We start from the raw sequence: 13065 nt of genomic DNA on the forward strand, positions 1-13065 counted from the left end.
CACACCCTTTCCAGACCTCTCCGCTGGAGGACCCGTGCGCGACGTGACCCACGACGTACCGGCGCCGCACCGCCGGACCTTCCTGAAGTACACCGGCGCGCTGGGCGCGGCCGCCGCCGTCTCCGCGTCGCTGTCGGCCTGTTCGTCCGGGCCGGAGTCCACCAACGAGACCGGCGGGGGCGACGGCGCGGACCGGACGCTCACCGCGGTGATCGGCTACGGCAACGACGGCAGCTGGGATCCCACCCAGACGGCGTCCGCGTTCTGCATGGCCGCCAACAACCACATCTACGAGGGGCTCCTCGACACGGATCCGATCTCCCGAGAGCCGTACGCGGCCCTGGCGACCGAGGTGCCGAAGGACCCGGACAGCACGTCCTGGAAGTTCGCGCTGCGGGCGGGTGCGAAGTTCCACGACGGGAAGCCCGTCACCGCCGACGACGTCGTGTTCGTCTTCGAGCGGATCCTCGACCCGGACACCCAGACCCTCGCCAAGGGCTTCTTCGCGAGCTGGCTGAAGGAGGTCCGGAAGATCGACGCGCGGAACGTGGAGCTGGTGCTCAAGTTCCCGTTCCCGGACGGGCTCTCCCGGCTGACGCTCGCGAAGATCATGCCGAAGCACGTGTTCTCCAAGCCGGGTGGCTGGGACGACGCCATCAAGGGGCTGGCCGTCGGGTCGGGGCCGTACCGGCAGACCGCCCACCACCCCAAGTCGAACACCACCTTCGAGGCGTTCGCCGACTACAACGGGCCGCGCAAGCCCGCCTTCCGGAAGATGAACTGGCTGACGATCGTGGACGCCGCGCCCCGCGTCGCGAAGATCTCCGGGTCGAGCGCGGGGGCGCAGATCGCGGACAACATCCCGTACGCCAACATCGGCCAGTTGGAGAGCGGCGGTCTGACGGTCGCCGGCGGGGCCGGGATGAACAACCTGTTCCTGATGTTCAACACGAAGCACAAGCCCTTCGACGACGTACGCGTGCGCCAGGCCCTGCACTACGCCATCGACACCGAGAAGATGGTGGAGGTCGCGCTCAAGGGGCGCGGGAAGCCGTCGAGCTCCTTCCTCGACGAGAGCAACCCGTCCTACCGCCGGGCCAAGACCGTGTACGGGTACGACCCGGACAAGGCGAAGGCGCTGCTCAAGGCCGCCGGGGTCAAGGGGCTGAGCATCGAGATCCTCGCCGTGAACGTCAGCTGGATCGTGGACTGCCTGCCGACCATCAAGTCCTCCTGGGACGCGATCGGGGTGAAGACGACCCTCTCCCCACAGGAGACGACCGCCGTCTTCACGAAGATGGACCAGAAGCAGGACTACCAAGTGGTCGCCGCCGCCTCCAACCCCAACCAGTTCGGCCTCGACGCCGATCTGATCATGCATTACAACTACGGGCCCGAGAACCTGTGGATGCAGTACACACGGTGGGCGGGCGACTCCGTCGCCAAGGCGCTCTTCAGGGACATGGACCGGGCCACCCGGGAGCCGGACGCCGGGAAGAAGAAGACGATGGTCCAGGACTACATCGACGTCGTCGCCGAACAGGCCGTGCTCTACCCGGTCGTCCACAACGAGCTGATGACGGCCTGGAACCCCCAGCGGCTCAGCGGGATAAGGCCTCAGCCGTACCCCGGCATCAACCTCCTCCAGGCCAAGTGGGCCTAGCCGTGTCGTTCGGACAGGGGGCCCTCGCCACGTGATCGCCGTCGTACGGATTCTGCTCCGCCGCATCGCCCTGCTCGTGCCGCTGATGCTCGGCATCGTGCTGTTCGTGTTCCTGGTGATGCGGTTCTCGGACGTCGACCCGGCGTCCGCGTTCTTCCAGGGCGCCAACCCGACACCCCAGCAGCTGCACGACTTCCGGGAGGAGCACGGCCTGCTCGACCCGCTGCCCGTGCGCTACGTGGACTTCGTCGCCGACGTGCTGCACGGCGACATGGGCACCAGCGCGCTGACCCGGGCACCGGTGATCGACCAGGTCACCACCGCGCTGCCGCTCACCCTCCAGCTGACCTTCCTGGGCCTGGGCATCGCGGTCGTCCTGGCCCTGCTGGGCGGGGTGACCGCGGCGATCTACCGGGACCGGCTGCCCGACCAGATCATCCGGGTGGTGTCGCTGACCGGCGTCGCCGCGCCCGGCTTCTGGCTGGCGCTGCTGATGATCCAGTACCTGGCGGTCGACCTGGGCTGGTTCCCGACCGGCGGCTACATCAACCCGGCCGACTCCTTCACCGGCTGGCTGAAGACCATGACCCTGCCGGCCTTCGCGCTGTCGCTGCCGGTGGCGGCGCAGCTGACCAGGATCGTGCGGACGGCCGTGGTGGAGGAGCTGGACAAGGACTACGTACGGACGGCGATCGGGAGCGGGCTGCCGCCGCGGGTCGTGGTCGGGCGGAACGTCCTGCGGAACGCGCTCATCAATCCCCTCACCGTGCTCGGGCTGCGCGTCGGCTATCTCCTCGGCGGCGCGGTCGTCATCGAGACGATCTTCTCGCTGCCCGGCATGGGCAAGCTGATGATCGACGCCGTGAAGAACGGCGACCCGGCCGTCGTGCAGGGCGTCGTCCTGACCACGGCGGCCGGGTTCGTCGTCGTGAACCTCGTCATCGACGTCCTCTACCTGCTGGTCAACCCGCGACTGAGGGATGCGACCACATGATGACCCGCAAGAGCCTCTCCGAGGCGCTGTCCCGGCCCGGTGTACGGCTGCGCGGCTGGCGCCGGCTGCCGTTGCTGTCGAAGGTCGCCGTCTGCTTCCTGGCGGTCGTCGTCCTGATGGCGCTGCTCGCGCCGGTCCTCGCCCCGCACGATCCCCTCGACCAGCAGCCGCCGGCCGACGGCACCGGGCATCCGTCCGCCGGGCACTGGATGGGCCAGGACAGCCTCGGCCGGGACATCCTCAGCCGGCTGATGTACGGGGCGCGCTGGTCGCTCGCGATCGGGCTCGGCGCCACCGGCCTGGCGCTGGTGGTCGGCGCGCTGCTCGGCGCGATCGCGGCCACCTCGCGCAAGGCGGTCGACGAGACCCTGATGCGCTGTCTGGACGTCGTGATGGCGTTCCCGGGCATCGCGCTGGCCGCCGTGCTGGTGGCCGTCTTCGGCGGTGGCATCACGGTGCTGATCTGCGCGATCGCGTTCCTGTTCACGCCACCGGTGGCCCGGGTGGTCCGGGCGAACGTCCTCGACCAGTACGGCGAGGACTATGTGACGGCGGAACGGGTGATCGGCGCCCGTACCCCGCACATCGTGCTGAAGCACGTGGCGATCAACTGTGCCGCTCCGGTGCTGGTGTTCTGCACGGTCCAGGTCGCCGAGGCGGTGGTCTTCGAGGCGTCGCTGTCCTTCATCGGGGCGGGTGTACGGCCGCCCGACCCGTCCTGGGGCAGTGTCATCGCGGACGGCAAGAACATGGTGCTGACCGGCGGCTGGTGGGCGACCGTGTTCCCCGGGCTGCTGATGCTGGTCACGGTGCTGTCGCTGAACATCCTGTCCGAGGGTGTGTCCGACGCGTGGGCGGCCCCGTCGGCCCGGGAGGTGGACGCGCCCGGCGACGACCGGCTCCAGGCGCCGGAGCCCGGCACCGGGGAGGTCGTACAACTGCCCGGCCTGGCGGAGGCGGCCCGGCGGCTGCGGGCCCGGGCCCGCCGGGTGTCCAGGGACGGTCAGCCGGTGCTCGCGGTGGAGAACCTCGCGATCGGTTTCGACCAGCGGCACGGCGGCGTGGACATCGTGGACGGCATCAGCTTCGAGGTGCATCCCGGTGAGGTGCTGGGCCTGGTCGGCGAGTCGGGCTGCGGCAAGTCGCTGACCGCGCTGGCGGTCATGGGCCTCCAGCCGAAGGGGGCGCGCGTCAGCGGACAGGTGCGGTTCCAGCAGCGGGATCTGATCGCCGAGCCGATGCGCGTACGCCGCAAGCTCCTGGGCCACGAGATGGCGATGATCTACCAGGACGCGCTGTCGTCGCTGAACCCGGCGATGACGATCCGCGCCCAGCTGGGGCAGGTCGTCCGGCGCGGCGGGCGGCGCAGTCCGGCCGAGTTGCTGACGATGGTCGGCCTCGACCCCGAACGCACCCTGCGCAGCTACCCGCACGAACTGTCCGGTGGGCAGCGCCAGCGCGTCCTGATCGCCATGGCCCTGTCCCGCGACCCGAAGCTGATCGTCGCCGACGAGCCGACGACGGCCCTCGACGTGACCGTGCAGGCCCAGGTCATAGAGCTGTTGCTGCGGCTGCGCGAGGAGCTGGGCTTCGCGCTGATCCTCGTCTCGCACGACCTGGCGCTGATCGCGGACGTCACCGACCGGGTGGTGGTGATGTACGGCGGGCAGATCGTGGAGACGGGTGTGACCGCCGACCTGGTGGAGGCACCCGCCCACCACTACACGCGCGGCCTGCTGGGCAGCGTGCTGTCGCTGGAGTCGGCGCAGGAGCGGATGACGCAGATCAGGGGCATCGTGCCGTCTCCGGCGGACTTCCCGGCGGGCTGCCGGTTCGCGGACCGGTGCCCGCGGGCGAGCGAGGTCTGCCGGACGACGGCTCCGGCCCTGGCCGGCCCCGAGGCGCACACGGCGGCCTGCCATCACCCGGCCATAGAGCTGTCGGCCACCGAGACCGAGGCGGTGTCATGAACGCGCTCGTGGAGTTGGCGGACGCTCACGTCGTCCACAAGGCCCGCAGCGGCGGCCTGTTCACCCGGGACCGGGTGTATGCCCTGACCGGCGCCGATCTGGCCATCGCGCCCGGCGAGACCATCGGTGTGGTCGGCGAGTCGGGCTGTGGGAAGTCGACGCTGGCGAAGGTGCTGGTGGGGGTGGAGCGGCCGACCCGGGGGACGGTGTCGTTCCGGGGCCGGGACCTGTGGGCGATGCCGGCCGGGGAGCGCCGGCGGGCCGTCGGCGGCAGCACCGGCATGATCTTCCAGGACCCGTCGACGGCCCTCAACCGCCGCCTGCCCGTCCGGCAGATCCTGCGGGACCCGCTCGACGTGCACGACCGGGGCACCAGAAGCAGTCGCGAGGATCGTGTGCGGGAGCTGATGTCGCTCGTCGGTCTCCCCCGGGCCCTCGCCGACGCCCTGCCGGGCCAGTTGTCGGGCGGGCAGCGGCAGCGCGTGGCGATCGCCCGGGCGCTGGCGCTGGACCCGGACCTGGTCGTGGCGGACGAGCCGACGAGTGCCCTGGACGTGTCGGTCCGGGCGCAGATCCTCAATCTCCTGCTGGATCTGAAGGAACGCCTGGGCCTGGCCCTGGTGTTCGTCTCGCACGACATCCAGACGGTACGGCGGATGAGCGACCGTGTGATCACCATGTACCTGGGCCGGATCGTGGAGGAGTCCCCGGCCGCCCTGGTCACCGACCGGGCCCGGCACCCGTACACCCGCGCCCTGTTCTCCGCCACGCCCGGCCTGCTCGACCCGATCGACCCGATCCCGCTGGTCGGTCCGGTGCCGTCGGCGACCCGCCCGCCGAGCGGCTGCCCGTTCCGGACGCGCTGCTGGAAGGCGGACGGGACGTGTGCGGAGGCGATGCCGGACTTCTCGGCCGCGTCGGCCCCCGCGCACCGCTTCCGCTGCCACCATCCTGTCCAGGAGGACGAGTCGACCCGCGACCTCGCCCGCCGACGCGCCCCGATGGAGGCTCCATGACCCTCACCCCGCTGACCGGTGTCATCCCGCCCGTGTGCACACCCCTGACACCGGACCGCGAGGTGGACGTCCCCTCGCTGCTCAGGCTCGTCGACCATCTGCTGGCCGGTGGAGTGAGCGGACTGTTCGTGCTCGGCTCCACGTCCGAGGCGGCGTATCTGCCGGACCGGCAGCGCAGACTGGTGGTCGAGTCGGTCGCGGCGCATGTGAGCGGGCGGCTCCCGGTGCTGGCCGGGGCGATCGACATGACGACGGCCCGGGTCCTGGACCATGTCGCGTCGGTGTCGGCGGCCGGAGCGGACGCGGTCGTCGTCACCGCCCCGTTCTACGCCCGCACCCACCCGGCGGAGATCGCCCGCCACTTCCGCGCGGTCGCGGCCGGCAGCCCCGTACCGGTCATCGCCTACGACCTTCCCGCCGCCGTCCACACCAAGCTGCCCGCGGACGTGGTCCTGGAACTGGCCGCCGACGGTGTGCTGGCCGGTCTGAAGGACTCCAGCGGGGACCTGGCCGCCTTCCGCCAGGTCCTGACCGGCGCCCGGGACCGCCAGGGCATCAGCGGCTTCAGCGTGCTGACCGGCTCCGAGCTGATCGTCGACGCGGCGCTCGCGCTCGGCGCGGACGGGACGGTGCCCGGCCTCGGCAACGTCGACCCGCACGGCTACGTCCGCCTGGACGGCCTGTGCCGCGCCGGGGACTGGGAGGAGGCCCGTGCCGAACAGGAGCGGCTGTGCGCCCTGTTCGGCATGGTGACGGTCGGCGACCCGGCCCGGATGGGCCCCGGTTCCTCGGCGATCGGTGCCTTCAAGGCCGCGCTGCACCTGCGGGGCGTGATCGACTGCCCGGCGACGGCGGAGCCGCAGGTGCCGCTGTCGCCGGACGAGGTGGAGCGGGTCGGGAAGTACCTGGCGGCGGCCGGGCTGCTCTAGGTCGTGTCCGCAAAGTCCCGGCGTCCGCCCGGAGGGCGGGCCCCGCGGCGTCTGGTGCGTGCTCTGGGGGTCCCCCCGGCCGAAGGCTGGGGGAGTGCCGGGCGGAGCCCCTCGTACTGGATGTACTTGGGGGTTCGCCCGGTGCGGCGAGTGGGGGCACCTCCCACGCCCTTGAGGCAGTGGGGGAGCGTGCCAGGCGTCGCGGGGCAGGCGGGACTTTGCGGACACGGCCTAAAGCCGGTCGGTCCGCAGGCGGCGGAACTCGATCGTCTCGTAGGTCCCCCGGGCTCCCGTCTCGTAGAGGATCCCCACCGTCTTGCGGCCGAGCGGCACCAGATCGGAGTAGGCCGCGGGCTGCTGGGAGAGCGTCAGCGCCTTGGTGAAGGTGGCGCCGCCGTCGGTGCTGCGCCAGAGAGCCATCGCCCGGCGGGCGGTGGGGACGGAGGGTCCGGAGAACAGCAAGGGTCCTCGCTTCCCGGCGAGTTGCAGGACGCTGCCCTGGACGACGGGTACCTCGTTCAGGGTGGGCTGCACGGTGTAGGGCCGGTCGAGGCTCCGGCCGCCGTCACGCGAATGGCTGTCGAGGCGGTTGCCGGGGCTCGTGCCGTGCTGGTCGCGCGCGTTGAAGTAGACCCTGCCGTCGGGGAGCTGGGCGGCGATCGACTCGTTGGCGTTGTTCACGCCGTCGTAGGAGTCGTCGACGAAGCCCAGGCGCCAGGTCCTGCCGCCGTCGTCGCTGAGGAGCGCGTGGGCGCCGTAGTGGCGGGGTTCCTGGCCGGTGTCCGGAGAGCCGGCGGGCGGGGCCGCCGAGTGGTTGGCGGGGACGACCAGCCGACCCGCGTGCGGACCCCGGGTGAGGGCGATCGCGTGGCCGGGGCCGGTCGCGTACCAGCGCCAGGACGGGCGCTTGACCTGCCGCGTGATCTCACGGGGTGCGGTGAAGTGCCGGCCGTCGTTCCGGCTGTACTGCACGAACACCCGGCGGCTCTGCTCGGGCGTGACCTCGCCCCGCATGATCTGGGCCTCCGTCACCTTGCCGCTGTTGTAGGAGGTGAGGAGCACGACCGCGCCGGTGCGCGGGTCGACGACGGGGGCCGGGTTGCCCCGGGTGTCGCCCTTCCCGGCGGCGACGACGGTGAGCGGGCCCCAGGTGCAGCCGCCGTCCGCCGAGCGCCTGAGGACGACGTCGATGGCGCCGGTGTCCCCCGCGCCGCCGCGTCTGCCCTCGGCGAAGGCGAGGACGGTGTGCTCGCGCGTGGTGACGGTGGCGGGGATGCGGTACGTGTCGTAGCCGCCCTCGCCCGAGACGTACGGGACGGAGGACGTACAGCCGGGGGTGGCCGAGGCGGTGGCCGTCGCGGTGAGGGACGTGAGGAGGACGGCGGTGACGAGGAGGGTGCGGCTGAGGAGTCTCATCCTGCTCCTGAAGCGGGGGCGTCGGATGGTGCCTGTCCGTCAGATGTTCCCCGGTGTCACGATCCCCGACTCGTACGCCACGATGACCAACTGCGCCCGGTCCCGCGCCGCCAGCTTGCCCATGATGCGGCTGACGTGGGTCTTCGCGGTCAGCGGGCTCAGGCCCAACACCTCGGCGATCTCGGTGTTGTTGAGGCCGCGCGCGACCAGGGCGAGCACCTCCCGCTCGCGCTCGGACAGGCACTCCGGCCCGCCGGCCGCCGGTGCCGAGGGGCTGCGCAGGAACCGCTCGATCAGCCGTGCCGTGGGCCCGGGCGACAGCAGGGAGTCCCCGGCCGCGACCGTGCGGATGGCGTCCAGGAGTTCGGCCGGCCTGGTGTCCTTGACCAGGAACCCGGAGGCGCCGGCGCGCAGGGCGTCCACGATGTACTCGTCGGTGTCGTAGGTGGTGAGGACCAGGACGCGGACGCCCGCGAGGTCGTCGTCGGCCGCGATGAGCCGGGTCGCCTCGATGCCGTCCAGGTCGGGCATGCGGATGTCCATCACCACGAGGTCGGCGCGCCCGCCGCGGGCCAGTTCCACGGCCTGCCTGCCGGTGGCGGCCTGGCCGACGACCTCCATGTCGCGGGCCGACTCCACGAGCATCGCGAACGCCTCCCGCACCAGGGTCTGGTCGTCCGCGAGCAGCACCCGAATGGTCATCCGGCTCTCTCCCCCGTCATCGTCAGCGGCAGGACCGCGGCCACCTCGAAGCCGCCCCCGGGGCGCGGTCCGGCGTCGAGTGTGCCACCCACACTGCGGGCCCGCTCCCGCATTCCGACGAGCCCAAAGCCCGTGGCTTCGCCGCCCGGGGCCGGTCCGGTGCCGTCGTCACTGACCGACAGACGCAGGGCGCCCCGGCGCTCGTCCAGCTCCACACGGACCGAGACGCCGGGTCCCGCGTGCCGGACCGCGTTCGTCAGGGCCTCCTGCACGATGCGGTAGACGGCGGCGCCGACGGCGGGCGGTGCCTGCCGTATCCGTACGGTCTGCTCCACCCGGGCACCGGCAAGCCGCGCGGCCCGAGCCAGGTCGGGCAGGCCGTCGAGGCCGGGCAGCGGGCCGCGGGCCTCCGGCGGGCCGTGCTCGCGCAGCACCTCCAGCGTCGTACGGAGTTCGCCGCGGGCGCTGCGGCAGGTCTCGGCGATGTCGTCGAGGGCCTTGGCGACCGTCTCCCGGTCGAGCCGCTCCGGGTCGGCGGACAGCACATGGGCGGCGACGGAGGTCTGCACGCCGATGAGGGTGATGCTGTGGGCGAGCAGGTCGTGCAGATCCCGGGCGATCCGCAGCCGCTCCTCGGCGACCCGCCGCCGGGCCTCCTCCTCCCGGGTGCGTTCGGCCCGTTCGGCGCGTCCCACGATGGAGGCGACGTACTGGCGGTAGAAGCGCACGTCGACGCCGAGGAACAGGACGGCGACGACCCAGCCGGACGCCTTCAGCAGTCCCAGCGCCTCCTGCGCGCTGATGGTGAGCAGCACGCCCACCGCCATGGTGATGACGCCGATGCCGACCAGGACGGTGCGCAGCGGCCGGCCGGTGACGGCGACGGTGTACAGGGCGACGTAGGCGGCCTGGGTGGCCGCGGTGTGCGGGTAGTCGAGGAAGTGGTAGGGGAACACGCAGGTGATCACGGCGACCAGGACGAGCACCGGACGGCGGCGGCGCCACACCAGCGGCACGTGGGAGACGAGCAGCAGGGCCCAGCCGAGCGCGTCGGGCCTGCGGCCGTCGTCGATGAGCAGCGCGACGACGACGGCGAACGCGGCGACGACGACGGCGAGGACCGAGTCGTTGCGGAGGGCGTGGGGGGCGGTCATGGGATCGCGGTTGATGGCGGCCATGATCCGCTCTGCGGGACGCGACCAGGTCGCCGTCGTGGTGGTGGGTGCCTGCACAGGCGTCATCCTCGGCGAGGAAGGCGTCCCTCCGGGAGGGGAGGGACGCCTTCGGCCGGTCAGGGGGCGTTCGCGGCCTGGGGCTTCCGCTCCTCCGGAGGGGCCGTCCGCTCCGGCGCGCGGGAGAGCCTGCCCGGCCACCACATCCGCCGCTTGAGCAGCACACTCGCCGTGGTCACCAAGTACGTACGCACCAGGAACGTGTCCAGCAACACCCCCACAGCGATGACGAACCCGAGTTCCACCAGCCCGACCATCGGCAGCGTCGTCAGCACCGCAAAGGTCGCCGCCAGCACCACCCCCGCGGAAGCGATCACCCCACCCGTCGTCCGCAACGCGATCAGCGCGGCCACCTCCGGCTCGGCCCCCCGCACGGACTCCTCCCGCATCCGATGCATCAGGAAGATGCCGTAGTCCACCCCGAGCGCGACCAGGAACACGAAGGACAGCAACCCGAGCCCCGGATCCGTACCACCGAACCCGAACACCGGCTCGAACACCAGCCCGCCGATACCCAGCGCCGCACCCCACACCGCGACCACCGCCGCCAGCAGCAACAACGGCGCGACGAGGCTGCGCAACAGGCCGACCAGGATGACGAACACGGCGACGAGCACCAACGGCACGACCACCTTGCGGTCCCTGGACTCACTGTCGGCCAGGTCGATCTGCTGGGCGCTGGGCCCGCCGACATAAGCACCCGCGCCATCGAGCCCGGCACGCAGCGCCTCGATGGTCCGGGTCTCTCCCGCGGTCTCCGGCGCGGCGGTGGTGAAGACGGCGATCTCGGTCCAGCCCGACCCGCTGCGCCCCGGGGCCGCCTCGGCGACACCGTCGGTAGCACGGGCCCGGTCCAGCACCGCCTGAGCACGGCCGGCGGGCGCGATGACGGTCACGGGACGGCTGCTCCGCTCGGGGTACTCCGCGGCCAGCGTCCGCATCGCGGTGATCGACTCGGGCCGCTCGGTGAACGAGTCCTCCTGCTTGATGCTGCCGGACAGATTGAGCGTGCCGAGCGCGAGGGCACCGAGCAGCACGCCCCCGCCGACCAGCACCAGGGCGGGCCGCCGCGTCGCCGAGGTGCCCATCGCGGCGAACAGCGACCGCCGGGCCTTCGGCTCACTCCCGAACGCGGGGATCAGCGGCCAGAAGACGCGCCGCCCGAGCAGGACCAGCACCGCGGGCAGCAGGGTCGTCATGGCGACCAGCGCCGCGAGCACCCCGACCATGCCGACCGGCCCCATGCCGCTGCTGCTGTTGAGGTCGGCGGCGAGCAGGCACAGCAGCCCGGCCGCGACGGTCCCCGAGGAGGCGAGGACGGCCGGACCGCAGCCGCGCAGAGCGACGCGCATGGCGTCGTACGGCCGCTCGTGGCGCCGCAGTTCCTCGCGGTAGCGGGAGACGATCAGCAGCGCGTAGTCGGTGCCGGCGCCGAGGACCAGCACGGTCATCACACCGCCGCTCTGGCCGGTGACGGTGACGTCGAACAGCTCGTGCAGCCCGTATCCGGCGGCCATCGCCGTGGCGGCGCCGACGCCGGCGACGGCGAGCGGGACCAGCCACAGGAAGGGGCTGCGGTAAATGAGGATGAGCAGCACGGTGACGACACCGAGCGTGGCGAGCAGCAGCGTGGCGTCGAGCGTCCCGAACACCTTGTTCATGTCGGTGTTCAGCGCTCCGGGACCGCCGACCTCGACGCTCAGCCCGCCGCCGCCCTCGGCGATGTCGCGCACCCCGTCGACGAAGGCGTCCCGGGCCTCCTCGTCCTGCCCGGGCTGGGTGCTGGAGACCGGGTACATCAGGGTGGAGCCGTCCTTGGACGGAACGCCCCGCACCTCGCCGCCCGTCAGGTCGTAGGCGCCGCTCACCTCGGAGACCTGCTCGGCGGCGGTGCGCCGGTCGGCGTCGGTCAGGCCGCCGTCCCGGTGGTAGACGAGCACCAGGTCGGTCGACTCCCCGCCGGGCAGCCGGTCCTGGATCCGGGCCACCTGGGTGGAGTCGGCGCTGTCGGGCAGATAGTCGACGGCGCGGTTCTGCTGGATGCCGGCGAACTTCCCGGCGAGCGGCCCGAGCAGTACGAGCGCGGCCAGCCACAGCCCGACCACCACCCAGGGCACGGCCCGCCGCCGCCCCGTACGTGTCCTCACAGCCCCCATCTGTCCGGCTCCCTCCGGTCGGGTGTCTGGAACGCTCTCCAGACTCCCGGCGCACGGGGGCCGATTCGTCAGGCGTGAGGTCGAGTCGGGGGTTACTGCGAGGGGTGGTACGGGCGGCGGACTACTCCCCGGGGAGTAACGGACGCTTCACGAGGGCGTACGCGCGGCCGCCGCCAGCAGCCGGGTCACGTCGTCCGAGCAGATGGTCAGCGCCGCCCCCACCGTCGCGAGGACGTCCCGCTCGGCCGGGGTGTACGGCCCGTCCGCCAGGGCGATGCGGGCGCCCTGGAGCAGGATCGACTCACGGCCGACGGTGGCGAGGTGCGGGGCGAGCGGGTCCAGTGCCTCGTGGAGCTCTATGGCGAGCCCGGCACCGCAGGGCTCGCCGGAGATCCGGCCGGTGTCCGCCTCCAGCGCCTCGACGAGGGCGGCCAGCTGCTCCTCGGTGCAGTCGTCGAAGCCGGCCGCGCGCACGGCCAGCACGGCGGCCTCCAGTGCCGTACGGGAACCGGCGCCGCCCGCTGCCAGTACCGCGAGGGCGACGGTGTGCACGGCGTCGCGGAGCATCGCGGAGAAGCGGATGGTCGTCGGATGGTCGAGGACGTCCGTGCCGAAGTGGCGGCGGCAGGCGGCGCACTCCACGACCGGGCCGGTCTCGCCGCGCGGGAGCACGGGCAGGCCGAGCAGGGTGAAGCGGCGCTGTCCGGTCAGCCGCTGGTAGTTGCGGTCGCCGCCGCAGCCGGGGCAGAAGAACTCCCCGTCACCGGCGGCGGTCCATGCGATACGGGTGCCCAGGATGCTGGAAAACCTGGCGGCATGGCCGTTTCGTCCCCGTCCTGGCAGCACGTCGCACCTCCGTCACGCCGCACGGCAGCGTCGCCGCGCTTGCGTGATGTTAGCCACATCCATGAGGAGGAGTCAGCACCCCGGAGGAGACCTTTCCGTGACCCTCACAGGGATTGGCCGGTATGTGACGGGGCTCCACCC

The 13065-nt window shown here is 72.2% G+C and carries 10 protein-coding genes; 5 read left to right on the forward strand and 5 right to left on the reverse strand.

Translation table 11 applies throughout. The features are described 5' to 3' along the window. Window positions 1-34 precede the first annotated feature (34 nt). The 5 genes from ACIBK5_RS28325 to ACIBK5_RS28345 are packed head-to-tail and all read left to right on the forward strand — an operon-like array spanning window position 35 to window position 6572. On the forward strand, window positions 35-1663 hold the full coding sequence (locus tag ACIBK5_RS28325) for an ABC transporter substrate-binding protein (RefSeq protein ID WP_399023743.1): 1629 nt from the start codon (window positions 35-37) through the stop codon (window positions 1661-1663). Between the two features lie 31 nt (window positions 1664-1694). Beyond that, window positions 1695-2657, forward strand: coding sequence for an ABC transporter permease (locus tag ACIBK5_RS28330; protein WP_399023745.1), 963 nt, complete (start codon window positions 1695-1697; stop codon window positions 2655-2657). After that, window positions 2654-4627 carry a dipeptide/oligopeptide/nickel ABC transporter permease/ATP-binding protein gene (locus ACIBK5_RS28335; RefSeq protein ID WP_399023747.1) on the forward strand — a complete coding sequence of 658 codons (1974 nt, stop codon included), beginning with the start codon at window positions 2654-2656 and terminating at the stop codon, window positions 4625-4627. Before ACIBK5_RS28330 ends, ACIBK5_RS28335 begins: the two co-directional genes overlap by 4 nt. After that, window positions 4624-5643: an oligopeptide/dipeptide ABC transporter ATP-binding protein gene (locus ACIBK5_RS28340; protein WP_399023750.1), complete on the forward strand. Its 1020-nt coding sequence runs from the start codon at window positions 4624-4626 to the stop codon at window positions 5641-5643. Before ACIBK5_RS28335 ends, ACIBK5_RS28340 begins: the two co-directional genes overlap by 4 nt. Further along, window positions 5640-6572, forward strand: coding sequence for a dihydrodipicolinate synthase family protein (locus tag ACIBK5_RS28345; RefSeq protein ID WP_399023752.1), 933 nt, complete (start codon window positions 5640-5642; stop codon window positions 6570-6572). The genes ACIBK5_RS28340 and ACIBK5_RS28345 overlap by 4 nt, the downstream gene beginning before the upstream one ends. 231 nt (window positions 6573-6803) lie before the next feature. Here ACIBK5_RS28345 and ACIBK5_RS28350 read toward each other — a convergent pair whose 3' ends face one another. The 5 genes from ACIBK5_RS28350 to ACIBK5_RS28370 all read right to left on the reverse strand — a co-directional run bounded on the left by ACIBK5_RS28350 (window position 6804) and on the right by ACIBK5_RS28370 (window position 12924). Then, window positions 6804-7988 carry an exo-alpha-sialidase gene (locus ACIBK5_RS28350; RefSeq protein WP_399023754.1) on the reverse strand — a complete coding sequence of 395 codons (1185 nt, stop codon included), beginning with the start codon at window positions 7986-7988 and terminating at the stop codon, window positions 6804-6806. Window positions 7989-8027: 39 nt separating this feature from the next. Continuing rightward, window positions 8028-8690 (reverse strand): response regulator, encoded by a 663-nt coding sequence (locus ACIBK5_RS28355; protein WP_399023756.1) that lies wholly within the window; start codon window positions 8688-8690, stop codon window positions 8028-8030. Beyond that, window positions 8687-9931 carry a sensor histidine kinase gene (locus ACIBK5_RS28360; RefSeq protein WP_399023758.1) on the reverse strand — a complete coding sequence of 415 codons (1245 nt, stop codon included), beginning with the start codon at window positions 9929-9931 and terminating at the stop codon, window positions 8687-8689. Before ACIBK5_RS28360 ends, ACIBK5_RS28355 begins: the two co-directional genes overlap by 4 nt. 50 nt (window positions 9932-9981) lie before the next feature. Next, window positions 9982-12078, reverse strand: a complete 2097-nt coding sequence (locus tag ACIBK5_RS28365; protein WP_399023760.1) for an MMPL family transporter — start codon at window positions 12076-12078, stop codon at window positions 9982-9984. 147 nt (window positions 12079-12225) lie between these two features. After that, window positions 12226-12924: a TerB family tellurite resistance protein gene (locus tag ACIBK5_RS28370; protein ID WP_382493448.1), complete on the reverse strand. Its 699-nt coding sequence runs from the start codon at window positions 12922-12924 to the stop codon at window positions 12226-12228. Window positions 12925-13065: the final 141 nt, after the last annotated feature.

The organism is Streptomyces sp. NPDC050546, assembly GCF_044457425.1.
In the GTDB taxonomy this organism is placed as follows: Bacteria; Actinomycetota; Actinomycetes; order Streptomycetales; family Streptomycetaceae; genus Streptomyces.